This window comes from Arenibacter amylolyticus, assembly GCF_002150785.1.
GTDB classification, from domain to species: domain Bacteria; phylum Bacteroidota; class Bacteroidia; order Flavobacteriales; family Flavobacteriaceae; genus Arenibacter; species Arenibacter amylolyticus.
In genome coordinates this window covers 132170-146944 of the sequence record NZ_MTAZ01000019.1, presented here as the reverse complement: position 1 = coordinate 146944, position 14775 = coordinate 132170, and the positions used below count along the sequence as shown (strand labels likewise).

The 14775-nt window shown below is 40.4% G+C and carries 16 protein-coding genes; 8 read left to right on the top strand and 8 right to left on the bottom strand.

The features are described 5' to 3' along the window. Window positions 1–69: 69 nt before the first annotated feature. Entirely contained in the window at window positions 70–1968 is a 1899-nt protein-coding gene (gene glgB / locus BV214_RS09435; RefSeq protein ID WP_086477249.1) for a 1,4-alpha-glucan branching protein GlgB, read from the bottom strand. A 177-nt stretch (window positions 1969–2145) separates the two neighbouring features. On the opposite strand from glgB, the gene BV214_RS09430 reads away from it, so the two are divergent. From BV214_RS09430 to BV214_RS09415, 4 genes are all read left to right on the top strand, one after another. After that, on the top strand, window positions 2146–2712 hold the full coding sequence (locus tag BV214_RS09430) for a collagen-like protein (RefSeq protein ID WP_086477248.1): 567 nt from the start codon (window positions 2146–2148) through the stop codon (window positions 2710–2712). A 157-nt stretch (window positions 2713–2869) separates the two neighbouring features. Next, window positions 2870–3367: a peptide-methionine (R)-S-oxide reductase MsrB gene (gene msrB / locus BV214_RS09425; RefSeq protein WP_086477247.1), complete on the top strand. Its 498-nt coding sequence runs from the start codon at window positions 2870–2872 to the stop codon at window positions 3365–3367. Between the two features lie 263 nt (window positions 3368–3630). Then, window positions 3631–5022, top strand: a complete 1392-nt coding sequence (lpdA, locus tag BV214_RS09420) for a dihydrolipoyl dehydrogenase (RefSeq protein ID WP_086477246.1) — start codon at window positions 3631–3633, stop codon at window positions 5020–5022. Window positions 5023–5141: 119 nt separating this feature from the next. Next, window positions 5142–5432, top strand: coding sequence for a DUF3817 domain-containing protein (locus tag BV214_RS09415; protein WP_086477245.1), 291 nt, complete (start codon window positions 5142–5144; stop codon window positions 5430–5432). A 589-nt stretch (window positions 5433–6021) separates the two neighbouring features. On the opposite strand, the gene aroQ is transcribed toward BV214_RS09415, so the two are convergent. Together aroQ and BV214_RS09405 are read right to left on the bottom strand one after the other, a co-directional pair. Further along, window positions 6022–6444 carry a type II 3-dehydroquinate dehydratase gene (gene aroQ / locus BV214_RS09410; RefSeq protein ID WP_086477244.1) on the bottom strand — a complete coding sequence of 141 codons (423 nt, stop codon included), beginning with the start codon at window positions 6442–6444 and terminating at the stop codon, window positions 6022–6024. Window positions 6445–6527: 83 nt separating this feature from the next. After that, complete coding sequence (locus BV214_RS09405) at window positions 6528–6860, bottom strand: hypothetical protein (protein ID WP_086477243.1); 333 nt, start codon at window positions 6858–6860, stop codon at window positions 6528–6530. A 327-nt stretch (window positions 6861–7187) separates the two neighbouring features. Here BV214_RS09405 and xerD point away from each other — a divergent pair, with 327 nt between their 5' ends. Next, window positions 7188–8108 (top strand): site-specific tyrosine recombinase XerD, encoded by a 921-nt coding sequence (gene xerD, locus BV214_RS09400; RefSeq protein ID WP_086477242.1) that lies wholly within the window; start codon window positions 7188–7190, stop codon window positions 8106–8108. 41 nt (window positions 8109–8149) lie between these two features. On the opposite strand, the gene BV214_RS09395 is transcribed toward xerD, so the two are convergent. Further along, window positions 8150–9469, bottom strand: coding sequence for an NAD(P)/FAD-dependent oxidoreductase (locus BV214_RS09395; RefSeq protein ID WP_086477241.1), 1320 nt, complete (start codon window positions 9467–9469; stop codon window positions 8150–8152). A gap of 446 nt (window positions 9470–9915) precedes the next feature. Between BV214_RS09395 and BV214_RS09385 the strand changes: the two genes are divergently transcribed. Then, window positions 9916–10410, top strand: coding sequence for an RNA polymerase sigma factor (locus tag BV214_RS09385; RefSeq protein WP_086477239.1), 495 nt, complete (start codon window positions 9916–9918; stop codon window positions 10408–10410). 5 nt (window positions 10411–10415) lie between these two features. After that, window positions 10416–11060, top strand: a complete 645-nt coding sequence (locus BV214_RS09380) for a hypothetical protein (protein WP_086477319.1) — start codon at window positions 10416–10418, stop codon at window positions 11058–11060. On the opposite strand, the gene BV214_RS09375 is transcribed toward BV214_RS09380, so the two are convergent. Together BV214_RS09375 and BV214_RS09370 are read right to left on the bottom strand one after the other, a co-directional pair. Then, the gene (locus BV214_RS09375) at window positions 11057–11860 is read right to left on the bottom strand and encodes a lysophospholipid acyltransferase family protein (RefSeq protein WP_086477238.1); all 804 of its coding nucleotides are present in this window, start codon (window positions 11858–11860) and stop codon (window positions 11057–11059) included. The two genes, BV214_RS09380 and BV214_RS09375, sit on opposite strands and share 4 nt — an antisense overlap. Before the next feature lie 39 nt (window positions 11861–11899). Further along, the gene (locus tag BV214_RS09370) at window positions 11900–12541 is read right to left on the bottom strand and encodes an NUDIX hydrolase (protein WP_086477318.1); all 642 of its coding nucleotides are present in this window, start codon (window positions 12539–12541) and stop codon (window positions 11900–11902) included. Between the two features lie 85 nt (window positions 12542–12626). On the opposite strand from BV214_RS09370, the gene BV214_RS09365 reads away from it, so the two are divergent. Continuing rightward, complete coding sequence (locus BV214_RS09365) at window positions 12627–13379, top strand: peptidylprolyl isomerase (protein WP_086477237.1); 753 nt, start codon at window positions 12627–12629, stop codon at window positions 13377–13379. A gap of 46 nt (window positions 13380–13425) precedes the next feature. On the opposite strand, the gene BV214_RS09360 is transcribed toward BV214_RS09365, so the two are convergent. Both BV214_RS09360 and BV214_RS09355 read right to left on the bottom strand, forming a co-directional pair. Next, window positions 13426–14046 (bottom strand): trimeric intracellular cation channel family protein, encoded by a 621-nt coding sequence (locus BV214_RS09360; protein ID WP_394334930.1) that lies wholly within the window; start codon window positions 14044–14046, stop codon window positions 13426–13428. Window positions 14047–14048: 2 nt separating this feature from the next. Further along, window positions 14049–14774, bottom strand: coding sequence for an RDD family protein (locus BV214_RS09355; RefSeq protein WP_086477236.1), 726 nt, complete (start codon window positions 14772–14774; stop codon window positions 14049–14051). Window position 14775 lies beyond the last annotated feature (1 nt).

The window sequence follows — 14775 nt, the reverse complement described above, 5'->3', positions numbered from 1 at the left end:
AAAAGAATTTCCCGTATTATTTACGATATGACTCTTCCCTGTATTTTTCAGAAGTGCATTGGTCATCTTTTATTTGGTAAAAACCACCATCCCCAGCGGCGGAATGGAAATTTCCACAGATCTTTCATAACCATGCCATGGAATCTTAGCGATTTTCACACTCCCGTTCGTAATCCCGGACCCACCGTATTCCTTGCCATCGCTATTAAACACCTCCTTTAAGGATCCAGTTACTGGAACCCCCATTCTATATTTCTGTTGGGGAGTAGGCGTAAAATTACAGGCTATATATAGATCTTTTTCCGAATCGTGTCCTTTTCTGATATACGTGAGGACGGAATTTTCATGATCGCCATAATCGATCCATTGAAATCCTTCTGCACTAAATTGCTTTTCATAGAGCGCCGGACGATCGCGATACAGCCCGTTTAAGTCCCTCACTAGATTTTGTATGCCCTTGTGAAAATCGAATTGCAACAGGTGCCAGTCCAAACTATTTTGGAAATTCCATTCGGAAGATTGACCAAATTCGCCTCCCATAAATATTAAATTGGCGCCTGGATGGGTATACATATAGCCAAATAGCAATCTTAAATTCGCAAAACGTTGCCATTCGTCCCCTGGCATTCTATATAAAAGTGACTGCTTACCATAGACTACCTCATCATGAGAGAAAGGCAGCATAAAATTTTCCGTAAAGGCATAGGTTGCGCTAAAGGTTAGGTCGTTTTGATGGAACTTTCGATATAAGGGATCTTTCTTAAAGTATTCCAAGGTATCGTGCATCCATCCCATCATCCATTTCATCCCAAAGCCCAGTCCGCCAATATTTACTGGCTTGGAAACCATGGGGAAGGAAGTAGACTCCTCGGCAATCATTTGAATGCCCTCAAAATTGGAATACACGGTTTCATTTAACTCTCGAATAAAGGATATGGCCTCCAAATTTTCATTATTCCCGTAGATATTGGGTTCCCACTCCCCTTCTTCCCTAGAATAATCTAGGTACAACATAGAAGCAACGGCATCTACTCGTAGGCCATCAATATGATAATGATCTAACCAATACATGGCGTTGCTAATGAGAAAGGCTCGCACCTCATTACGGCCATAATTAAAGATTAAACTCTTCCAGTCTGGATGATATCCCTTACGCCTATCGGGGTGCTCATAGAGATGGGACCCGTCAAAAAATCCAAGTCCGTGGGCATCTTCAGGAAAATGGGAGGGCACCCAATCCAAGATTACCCCTATATCATTTTGATGTAAGGTATCTACCAAAAATTTAAAATCTTCCGCCTTTCCAAATCGAGAGGTGGGAGCAAAATATCCGGTTAATTGGTAGCCCCAGGAGGGATCATAGGGATATTCCATGATAGGCATGAATTCTACATGGGTAAACTTCATTTCCTTTACATATTCTACCAGATCGACCGCCAATTCTCTGTAGGACATAAACTTGTTGTCCGATTTCCTTTTCCAAGACCCCAGATGCACTTCATAGACTGCAAAGGGACTATCCAAGGAATTCTTTTCTTTTCTACTTCCCATCCAGTTCCCGTCTTTCCAATCGTGATTAGCCTCCCAAACGATAGAAGCTGTTCTTGGAGGGTGTTCACTACTTTTTGCAAAGGGATCTGCTTTTTCTGTAACCACGCCGTGGTTATTAGAGTGGATACAATATTTATATAAGGTACCTGCTCCCAATTTTGGAATAAAACCTTCCCAGATGCCACTACCATCCCAACGTACGTGAAGTTGATGTTCTGCATCATTCCAACTATTAAAATCACCTACTACAGAGACCGATCTCGCCGTAGGGGCCCAAACCGCAAAATAGGTTCCTTTTACCCCATCTACTTCCAGCACATGGGAGCCTAACTTCTCATAAAGTTTAAAGTGTTTCCCCGCCTTAAACAGGTCTATATCAAAATCCGAAAATAAACTATGGGTTACTACCTTGGTCATGATTGTGTTATTTAGTTCAAATATAGGTAACTTCGGCAAGTGTCCTCTATATTGCAGCTTATTTATTACCACTTACCTAGCTTACAAGTATAATTATAAAATGTGGAACGATTTTTGAAACTCACTTGAAACATACATTGATAAACAGTCTTTATACTAAACCTTAAATTTAATATTATGAAAAAATTAGGCTTACTACTAGGAACATTCGTTGCATTATTTTTTATGGCCTGTGAAGGACCGGCAGGACCTCCAGGTTTCGATGGCTTCGACGGGATAGATGGAGAAGATGGAAAAGATGGTGTGAATATATTGGGTACCGTAATAGATATTGAAGGGGATTTTACTGCTAGCAATGATTACTTAATAGACTACACCTTTCCACAAACCGTGGAGGTCTTTGAGACCGATGTAGTATTGGTGTACTTGCTATGGGAACAGCTCCCAGATGGCAACAACCCACCAATAGATGTATGGCGATTATTGCCACAGACCCTACTCTTGGATCAAGGCATACTACAATATAACTATGACCACACCTTTCTTGACGTGAATATTTTCTTGGAGGCAGATTTTGACTTATCCACCCTTTCCCCGGCAGATACTCAAGGACAGGTGTTTAGAATAGCCATCCTACCTGCGGACAAATTATCTGGTGCAAAACTAGACAAATCGAATATTAACGCAGTGATGAATTTCCTAGGGGTCACCGAAAAAGAAGTGCAACGGGTTAAAATAAATTAACCGTCCTTAAATGAATGGAATTACGAAACAGGCTCTTGATTTTTTTTTAAAAACTCGGGCCTTTTTTTGTTGCTAAAAAGATTACTGTCCCCTATATGCTAAATACACCTTTGAAAGCAAAGGCCCCGTACCTCGTCTAACTTAAAAAAGAATCCCCATGAAAAGACTACTGTTTGCAATTTGCATTGTTTTTATAGGATGTAAGGGAACTTCCCAAGAAAAGGAAGCTTCCAAAACAACGGCTGTTCCACAGCAGGAAAGTTTTACCATCAACAAGACGGAGGCCGAATGGCGGGAACAACTTACAGACATGGAATTTTATGTACTGCGCAAAGCGGGCACCGAGAGCCCGGGATCTAGCCCCTTGCTACACCTTAAAGAGGAAGGGGTCTATACCTGTAAGGCCTGTGGAACGGAACTCTATAGCAGCGAGCATAAATTTGATTCGGGAACCGGATGGCCTAGTTTTGATAGGGAAATAAAAGGAAATGTGGCTTTTGGGGTAGACCACCTTATAGGCTATGCACGTACCGAGGTGCTCTGTGCCACCTGCGGGGGGCACTTAGGTCATGTATTTAACGATGGCCCTAGGGAAACTACAGGGAAACGTCATTGCATTAATGGGATTGCCCTTAAGTTTAAACCTGCCCAATAGTAAAGTCTGGAGTCCGTTAAAAAAATCTATATCTGCCAGAGAAAACCTTGGTGCACGGTAGAAACTAGGGCCTATTCCTATACCAAGGTCTAATAATACTCCCAACTATTTTACAGGGGAACTATCCTCTATAGCACACTTAAACACGATTTAAAATGTTGGTCGACTTAATTTACCATTAATTTGAAATGGCATCTGTGGGAATTCGGGATGGTTTTGTAACTTTGCCACTTTATAATATAGTTATCAAAAAAAACAAATAGATGAGCAATTTCGATATTATTGTGTTAGGTAGTGGCCCAGGAGGTTATGTAACCGCCATTAGAGCTTCCCAATTAGGATTTAAGACTGCCATTGTAGAAAAGGAAAACCTAGGTGGTGTATGTTTAAATTGGGGTTGTATCCCTACCAAAGCGCTATTGAAATCGGCTCAGGTATTTGAATACCTACAGCACGCTAGCGACTACGGCTTAATGGCCGAAGGAGTGGATAAGGATTTTGGTGCTGTGGTTAAAAGGAGTCGTAACGTAGCCGACGGCATGAGCAAGGGTGTTCAATTTTTGATGAAAAAGAACAAGATTGAAGTCATTAACGGATATGGTACCTTAAAGCCCGGTAAAAAAGTTAGCGTAAAATCTGCTGATGGAAAGGAGACCGAATACTCCGCCAAACATATTATTATTGCCACTGGGGCAAGAAGTAGGGAACTTCCCAGCTTACCACAAGACGGCAAGAAAATTATTGGCTACCGCGAGGCAATGATGATGGAAAAACAACCCAAAAAGTTGTTGGTAGTTGGTAGTGGTGCTATCGGCATAGAATTTGCCTACTTCTACAATGCTATGGGCACAGAAGTAACTGTGGTAGAGTTTCTCCCTAATGTAGTGCCTGTAGAGGATGAAGAAGTATCCAAGCAATTGGAGCGTAGCCTTAAAAAAGCAGGAATTAAAATTATGACTTCTTCCGAGGTTACCAAGGTAGACACTTCCGGTGAGGGAGTAAAAGCTACGGTTAAAACCGCCAAAGGAGATAAGGTTTTGGAGGCCGATGTGGTACTATCTGCAGTTGGCATCAAGTCCAATATAGAAAACATAGGTTTAGAAGAAGTAGGAATCGCAACGGATAGGGACAAAATCCTAGTAAACGATTATTACCAGACCAATATACCAGGTTACTACGCCATTGGGGATGTAGTTCCAGGACAGGCATTGGCTCACGTTGCTTCGGCAGAAGGGATCCTTTGCGTGGAAAAATTGGCAGACATGCATGTAGAACCTTTGGATTATGGTAATATCCCTGGTTGTACTTACTGTTCTCCAGAAATTGCTTCTGTTGGACTTACGGAAAAACAGGCAATTGAAAAAGGCTACGATATTAAAGTTGGTAAATTCCCATTCTCTGCAAGTGGAAAAGCTGCTGCATCTGGAGAGAAGGACGGATTTGTAAAAGTGATATTCGATGCCAAATACGGGGAGTGGTTAGGTTGCCATATGATTGGTGCCGGAGTTACCGATATGATCGCAGAAGCAGTAGTAGCCAGAAAGCTAGAAACTACCGGTCATGAGGTTCTTAAAGCCGTACACCCACACCCAACCATGAGTGAAGCTGTTATGGAAGCCGTAGCAGACGCTTATGGGGAAGTAATCCATTTATAAAATTAACGCGAAGGAAGTTGATTTCCTTTGCCCATTTTGGCCCTGACAGGTTTCTAAGCTTGTCAGGGCCATCTATAATACACCAATGGACCAGCAGGGTTCAATAAAAATAAATTGAGATGTTAAAAGCTTTTAGTATTACCGCTATTCTTGAAGGAGTTTCCTATTTAATGCTTTTTGGTTTGGGTATGCCATTGAAATATTTGGCGCAAATGCCAGAACCAAACATTTATATTGGCTACGCGCATGGCTTTCTTTTTATTGCCTATGTAGCCTTGGCCGTATTGCTCACCATGGAGCGAAAATGGGGTTTTAAAATGTTTTCTATCTTTTTTATTGCGTCTTTACTTCCCTTTGGGACCTTTTACGTGGACAAGAAGTACCTAAAGCCAATGATGGCTGCTGGGTAGTAAGTTATACGTCCCTGATATAGGTTGACCACTTAACTCTGGCATTTTATTCCTAGGCAATTTAGCGATTTTGTTTAGTATCCAGTGTAGCGATATTACCGTCAATTTTTGTATGGACCAAATGCCGCTTTAGGCTGTAGGCAATAAGCTATTAGCTTATCTTTAAATTCGGATTAGTCCGGCCGAGCTAGCTACTTAAACCTTGAACTTTTGATGGTCATTCCCCTAGCGGGGCGCTCTTTCCATTATACCTCCTAACGGCTGGCAGGTCCTTTTTGCTAAGTCTTTCTACCCTCTAAACGCTGCCTTCTTCTATTCGTTGCGTTTTCAAGATACCTACAAGAACGTAAAAGCTTGTTTTATAAGGGTCAAACCACCCATTGCTACATTAGTTCATTGCTACATTGGTTCATTGGTAAATTGTTACATTATTCCCTTCCCCATTTCCTAATAAACACATTAGCAAATCTCCAAATGAAACCCATTGCTACATTTCCTCATTGGTAAATCGGTACATTGGTAAATTGGTTCATTGGTACACTGGTACATTGGTACACTGGTACATTGGCACATTTCCAAATTAACCCCCTTACTTCTGCAAAAAGCTCTCTATAGCCAAATCGTACCCTTTAAGTCCAAACCCAAGGATCACTCCTTCCGCAACCGGAGAGATATAGGATACATGCCTAAATTCTTCACGATTAAAGGTATTGCTGATATGCACCTCCACTACAGGGGTTTCTATTCCCTTAATGGCATCGCCTATCCCTATAGAAGTATGGGTGTAGGCCCCGGCATTGAGAATAATTCCTTTGTACCCCTCAAAACCACATTCGTGCAGCTTGGAAATTAGCTCCCCTTCAATATTGGACTGGTAATACTCCAATTGCACATCTTTAAACTTAAATTGTAGTTCAGAAAAATATTCCTCAAAAGTGGTTTTGCCATAGACTTCAGGCTCCCTTTTCCCCAAAAGATTAAGATTGGGACCGTTTATAATAATTATCTTCATGGGATAAAAATAGGTAAATGTAGGGCATAAAAAAAGAGGACTAAAAGTATTCTTTAATCCTCTTTCTTGAAAGTTATATTAAATTAAAGGGTAAACAATACCCCTAGCGTAAGGGTAGACCAATTCATACCATCCAAGCTAATTCCAGTATAAGAAAAGTTTAGCTCCATAGCAGATCCAACACTGTAACCTACCAAGGGACGGTAGTAGAATCCTCCGTCCATCCCTTCCTTTATCCCTATGGCATACCCAAGATCGGCACCGAAAGAAAAACTATCCCCGGCCAAAAAGCGTCCAGAAGCCGCCACAGGCAGAAATTGAACATCATCAAAGTCTACGGTCATAGAGCTTCCTCCAGTAGTAAACGTAGTACTTTTCCCAAATGCATTGGTAAATCCTGAGGCAACACCAGCCACAAAACTGTCGGCAACCTCCCAATAATAGGCTACATCTAAACCGATACTAAAGCTAGAGAAATCTGCTGCATCCCCTACAGGTAATCCAAGGTGTGCTCCTGCCTTAAAACCTTCCTAAGCGTGTACACTAAACCCAAACAATGCCATAACGGCCACTAGAAACATTCTTTTCATAATTAGAAATTTTCGTTAATTAAGAAAACGGAAGTATTCTGCGTATATTATAAATATCAATAAAATACTTAAGAAAAGTAAGATTTAACCTGCGTTTTAAACAAATGGAGCAGTAAGGACAAGGAGTTTCAAAATCCGTTTTATCTTTAACCTATGAATTGGAAGCATGCCATACACGATTATCAGCATTACCTAAATATAGAACGAGGACTATCTAAAAACTCCATCAGCAGTTATGCGTTAGATTTAGAAAAATTGGTGCAGTTTTTAGAATCTAGAAATATAAATGAAAGTCCCATCTACATTTCAAAATCCACCTTACAACGCTTTATTTACGAATTGGCGCAGCAGGTTAATCCCCGATCGCAGGCTAGGACTATTTCTGGACTAAAAAGTTTCTTCAACTATTTAGTTTTTGAAGATTATAGGGAAGACAATCCCATGGAACTTATAGAGTCGCCCAAAGTAGGACGCAAATTACCAGATACCCTATCCGAGGAGGAAATCAATAGTTTAATTGCAGCCATTGACCTTTCCAAACCCGAAGGTGAACGCAACAGGGCCATATTAGAAACCCTTTACGGATGTGGTCTAAGGGTGTCAGAATTATTGGAATTACGATTGTCTGACCTTTATTTTGAGGAAGACTTTATAAAGGTGGTGGGAAAAGGCGACAAAGAACGATTTGTGCCTATCAGTAAAATCAACAAAAAATACATCAACATATACCGAAAGGAAGTACGGGTACACATGCCAATACAAAAAGGTTCTGAAGACATTTTGTTTTTAAACAGAAGGGGGCACCAACTAACCCGCGCCATGATATTCACCATCGTAAAACAGCTTGCCCATGCCATTGGCTTAAAGAAAACCATTAGTCCGCATACCTTTAGGCACTCTTTTGCCACACATTTATTAAAAAATGGGGCCGACCTAAGAGCCATACAGCAAATGTTGGGACACGAGAGTATTACTACTACTGAGGTTTATATGCATTTAGACAGGGTGCATTTAGGAGATGTAATGGAGAAGTACCATCCACGGAAAACAACCAGGGAGGAAGAAAGCCTGTAAACTTGCATCAATAAGGAGATCTTGCCCAAAACAAGGCAATTTCAATCCTTGGGAAGTCGGTGCTCTCCCTCTTCTTTAAAGGCATCATAATTTCTATTGAACGGCCTAATAATTAGTCGCGCTTCCCTATCAAAACGCACATAATTATACACCCAATTTATAAACACCACGGCTCTGTTTCTAAAACCAATTAGGAAAAACAGATGTACATACATCCAAACGAACCAAGCAAAAACTCCCTGAAACTTAAACTTCTTCAAATCTACCACGGCCTTATTCCTACCAATGGTGGCCATTTTCCCCTTATCCTTATATACAAAGGGACGCAATGGTTTCTTTTCTAGGAGTCGCACCAAGTTATCTCCAAGATTTTTCCCCTGTTGTATAGCTGGCTGCGCCATCATTGGATGGCCAAACGGGGTATTCTCCTCTTGCATACAGGCCACATCCCCTATGGCAAAAACATTGGCATATCCTTTCACCTGATTGTACTGGTTTACTACCAATCTACCCCCAGGAGCAAGCACCCTTTTGGCATCCAAACCCTTTATACGTACCCCCTTTACTCCCGCTGCCCAGATCATAGCTGCGGTGTCAAAAGTATCATCAGTATTAGTGGTAACCGTTTTTCCATCATAACTGGTGACCCGCATATTTTTCCATATCTGAACGCCAAGTGACTCCAGAAACTCTTCGGCTTTCTCGGAGGCTTTCTCACTCATCTCCTTTAGAATCCTATCTCCCGATTGTATCAGGTTAATTTGCACCCTCCTGGTATCCAAGTCGGGATAGTCCTTTGGAAGAATCCCCTTTTTAATCTCCGCCAAAGCTCCTGCTAGTTCCACCCCTGTGGGTCCGGCACCTACGATTACAAAATTCATTAGGGCGTCCCTTTCGTGAAGCTCATCCGTAAGCAGTGCCTGTTCAAAATTCTCCAATATCAAACTTCGTAAATTAAGGGACTGAGGTATGGTTTTCATTGCCATACTATTGGTTTCTATCCCTTTGTTTCCGTAGTAATTGGTTTCGGAACCAGTGGCCACCACCAAATAATCGTATTCCAGCTCCCCTATATTGGTCCTAACTTTATTATCAGCAGCAAGAACCTCTTCTACATTTGCGAGTCTAAAAAAGAAATTGGGAAAGTCCTTTAGTATTTTCCGAATGGGGTAGGCAATAGAATCGGGCTCTAATCCCCCTGTGGATACTTGGTACAACAGGGGTTGAAAACAGTGGTAGTTATGCTTGTCTAACAATACTACCTGCACCTCTTTCCCGCTTAGTTTTTTTGCAATGGAGATTCCTGCAAAACCACCACCAATAATAATAATTCTCGGAAAATTTGATTTCGGAATATTCATATTACCAAATATGCAAAAAAATAAAGGTTTCTGAAATAGCTGAGAATAACAAGTTTCCATTATTATTCCTTCCATTCCCCAGCACGCTCCACCCTACCAAAAGCGAGATGCTAGAAGTTCTCTATCATCATTTGGTTTTTATCCACCTTAGCAACCTTATGGAAACAAAATGGGAAAACGTACTGCTTATGGAAAAAAACGTAAGACTTTTCTACCTTTGTCTAAGGGTAATACAAGTAGTTTCGGAAAAATCCCCGAAAAACCGATGCTATGGAAATATCCTAATAGCATGCACCTTGCCAATGTTAGGAGAAGATAGCTATAATTAATCGAACTTTGGAAAGAGATCCCCATAATTATAAAACAGTATAAATTATTGTAGTACTTGGTTGTAACAAAAACCTATTTTGCACTACCAATAGTAGACTACCAACTAAAAATGTGAAGTGACCAAAGACCTGGAGCATCAGTTTGTAACGGAATTAGAGAAAAATCAGAACATAGTACATAAGGTATGTACTTTGTATACCAATGATCGTGACTCCCATAAAGACCTTTTTCAGGAGATAACGATTCAATTATGGAAGGCCTATCCAAAGTTTAGGGGCGACTCCAAGTTTAGTACATGGATGTATAGGGTAGCGCTGAATACTGCAATTACCCTATATAGAAAATCCAAGAAAAACATACGCACTCAAGACTACGAATCGGTAATCTTTAAAATTAGTGCAGATGAGTACGATCCTACGGAAGAACAGCAACTAAAACTGATGTACAATGCGGTAAAACAATTGGGCGATATAGACAAAGCCCTTGTATTCCTCTATTTAGAAGAAAAGAACTACACAGAAATTGCAGATACGCTAGGTATTACCGAGGTAAATGCACGGGTAAAAATGAATAGGATTAAAAACAAATTACGCACAATCTTAAACCCCTAATGATAATGGACGAACTAGAACTACTAAAAAAAGATTGGAAAAAGAGAGGGGATCAAATGCCACAATTAGGCTACGATGAAATCTATAAGATGATCTGGAAAAAATCTTCCTCCATCGTAAAGTGGATCTTTATCATCAGCATATTGGAATTCCTAATTCCCCACCTTCTTTACCTAACCCCGTCCATGTCCAAGACCTTGGCAATTTGGCGGGATTTGGGATTAGGAAACTTTTTGGTGATATCCAGTATCGTTCAATACTCCGTAGTCCTCTTTTTTATATATCAATTTTATAGAAGGTATAAGGAAATATCTACTTTGGACAATGCCAAACTACTATTATCCAATATTTTAAAAACAAGAAAGACGGTAAAATACTATGTCATTTTTTGCCTGTCCTTAATTTTCATTTCATTTTTGGTTATGGCCGCCGGTTTATACCTCAGCGACGACCCTATGGCAGCAATGGGTTATGACAACTCTATGGAGCAAGTAGATCCCGCCAAACTAAAGATCACCATGATGGCTACGGTAATAGTATTAGGGGTGATTGTTACCGCTGCTATGGGATGTATCTATTTTTTACTCTACGGACTATTGATAAAAAAACTGAACAAAAACTATAAGGAGCTTAAAGAGATGGAAGTTTAGACTCTAAATTTTCGCTGTTTATTCTCCTCTTCAATGGCCATTAATTCTTTTTTGGAGAGCACCTTTAAAAAGGAAGGATGCTGTTCTATGGCATACTCCAATTTTTCTATGATGGAATCGAAGGATTCGTTGTCGTAATCGATATCCAAGGGTTCTTTAATAACCATGGATTGTAAAATCCCTTTCTTTTTTACCCGAAGTCCTTTTTTGTCAAAAGACCTCCTAAATCCGTCTATTACCACCGGTACCACAACGGGTTTATATTTTTTAATTATATGGGAGGTACCCTTACGCAATGGTTTCCAAGGCGTAGTGGTTCCTTGGGGAAAAGTAATTACCCAACCATCGTCCAAGGCTTTTCCAATATTGGAAATATCGCTCATTTTCACTTGGCGCTTTACCTCTTTTCCTTCGGCCCTCCAAGTACGCTCTACACTAACAGAGCCTGCATAGGCCATCACCTTGGTTAACAGGTTTTTTTTCATGGTCTCTGCGGCAGCCACGTAATACATATTTAGTTTGGGCTGCCAAATGTACCCCAGATTTTTTATGGAATCTTCCCTACCACTTAAACTGGCATTAAAAACATGGAACATAGCTACCACATCCGCAAAATACGTCTGGTGATTACTTACAAAAAGAACGTTCCTATCGGGGAGATTACGAATAATCTCGGATCCCTCTATTTCCAGGGTGTTAAACCCTCTATATCGTTTATGGGTAATGACCGCCAAGATGCGGATTAGCCATTTTTTAATAAACAAATTATGTCCAAAGGGATTTTTCTTAAACAAGCCCATATTTTATTGGTTAATTTTCAAAATTACAAAATAAGTGCTTTATAGCACTTGTTTAAATAGTTCCTTAATTTCACTTAACATCATAGCAGTGGCTCCCCAAACCGTGTAACCCTTTAATTTAAAGGCAGGTACTTCCACATTTTTCGCGTAGGAAGTGGTTAATTTTTGATAGATTATTTTTCTGTCATCCATAAATTCGTACAAGGGAACCTCAACCAATTCGGCCACTTCCTCCTCCTGTAACAAAAATGGGCGTTCTTTTTGGTATAGTCCCAAATAAGGGGTCACCTCAAAATTACTGGGGGGAATAAAAATATCTGTCAAATGCCTGATGACCCTAATATTGGCAGGATCTGCCCCTACCTCTTCCCTGGTTTCCCTCAAGGCCGTATCTAAGAGGCTTTTATCTCCAACTTCTACCTTTCCCCCTGGAAGACCTATCTGGTTGCTATGAATCCCTGGATAGGTGTTTCTGAGAATTAGCAATAGGTTGGTATTGTTACCCATATCCGGATAAAACAAGGCCATTACCGCTGCTTTCTTCGGATTTCTTTTTTCCGTAGCCCTAGCTGCCAATTCCTTTTGCCTGAACAAAGGAACCATTTTATGATGGGACGCACTTCCAGGTAAATCTAGATTTTCTATTTTTGACATGCGCTCGGCAAAATCCTTGAAATTCACAATTTCTATTTTTTTGTATTTTTCGCGTAAATTAATTAAAATGAGGTATTCCCTCTTGCGAAGCCAGTAAAAATAACCCAAGTTTATGACTTTTAAAACGTTTCACTTATTTAGCGTATTTCTTATCCTTCTAATCATCGGTTGTAAGGATCAACCATCCACTAAAAATAAGGAGGTCCCTCAGGTACAGACTAAATCGGATTCCTTGGACTCCCTTAAAACCGAAGCCGAAAAAAAGACAGGGGAAGTAGAAGTAGTGAAAGAGGTGGAAAAAGAGGAAGAACCCTTTAAACTCACCGAAGATAATGCCATTGAGTTCTTCTACGAATACAACAAGACCCTAACGGAAAACACCGTTAAACTAACCACTAGGTTTGGGGATATCATCATAGAATTGTACGATAACGTCCCCTACCACAAGGCCAACTTTATTTATCTAACCAAAAACGGCTATTTCAACAACACCTACTTTCACAGGGTGGTAAAGGATTTTATCATCCAAGGAGGCAACGCCGATAATATGGAGACCGCCAAAAAACGTGGGGAAATAGGAAGATACCTCTTGCCCCCGGACACAAGAAAAGGGCATAAACACCACAGAGGTACCATATCTATGCCCAGCAGTGATATGGATAACCCCCATAAATTGGCCTCTCCCTACGAATTTTTCATAGTAGTCACCAAGCCGGGATCTTACCACCTAGACAACAATTACACCCCCTTTGGTAGGGTTATCGAGGGAATGGATGTGGTAGATGAAATAAACCGTCAACCTGTAGACAACGGTGATTGGCCCTCCCAGAACATCATCATTCAGAAAGCAGAAGTAATTAATTAAGGTCTAAACCAATTACCCCAAAAGAAGTGCAGGTGGGATTTTGAGTTTATTCCATGGTATTAAAACTTCGATAAATGTTGGGTAGCGATATGTGGTACTTAACTGCCCATAAGCGTATTCCAATGATTATAAGAATGGTGAAAATTTCGGCATAGAGTATATCTATCGGAAGTTCCCGTATCAAGAAAAAACTTATACCTCCCGAAATACAAGCGGTTGCATAAATTTCTTTCCTAAAGATAACTGGAATCTCATTACAGAGGATATCGCGTATAACTCCTCCAAAACAAGCGGTCATAGTTCCTAGGGCAATACACATAACTGGAGACAGCCCCACGCTAAGTCCCTTGGTAATTCCCAACAGGGTGTAGAAGCCAATTCCAATACTATCGAACAAAAAGATAGACGTACGTACATACTTTATCTTACTTCTCAGCAGGATGGATAGAATAACTGTAACCGTAATGATGTAAATATAAATATGATCTTGCATCCATAAAACTGGCGTGTTTCCTATTAATACATCCCTTAAAGTACCTCCACCTACCGCGGTAACAAAAGCGATGATAAAAACCCCGAAGAGATCTAGTTTTTTATCCATAGCCACCATTACGCCCGAAATTGCAAAAGCAACGGTACCTATTACATCAAAAGCAAAGTGCATCATAACTAGATATTTTGGGTATAAAAATTATAGTCCTTAAGGACTGTATCCAAATATTGGATATCATAAAGATCGGATTGGGTATTCAGTAACTGCTCTATCTTATTTCGCAGCACAGTTAATGTTTTGTAATCCCTGCTACTTTTTGCTATTTGGTAGGTTTCCTTTATAAGCCTTACATCCTTGTCTGTTAACAAGGTGACATTTGTAAAAGTAGGGATATAATTTTCCTCTACCTCCTCCAATATAGTGTGTGAAACCTTCACCTTTTTTTTGGTGCTAACCACTACCGTTCCTGCCGCTGCATCCCCCAATCGTTGTTTTTTATCCGTGAACAAAATAGCCAATATCCCCACTGAACCAAAGAATAGCCAAATATCTACGAGTCTAAGCATCCACCGCACCAAGAGGTTAGACCAATGTACTGGAGTCCCATCTACCCGTACCACTCTTATCTGCATAAGCATCTTCCCTACGGTACGCCCGTTGAATAAGCTATGCATCAGCAAGCTATAGAACATAGCAGGCAGAAAAATTAAGCTTACCAAACCTATCTGGCTCCAACTATCCTCCCAAATATATCCAATAGCAGTGCCTATGAATTGTACTAGTACCGCATAGAGGTATAGTAAAAAGCCATCTATTAGAAAAGCGATAATCCGCTCCCCAACCCCAACAATTTTATAGTGGAGCATTACATTTTGCGTTGTATTGATTTGAAGGTTGGACATA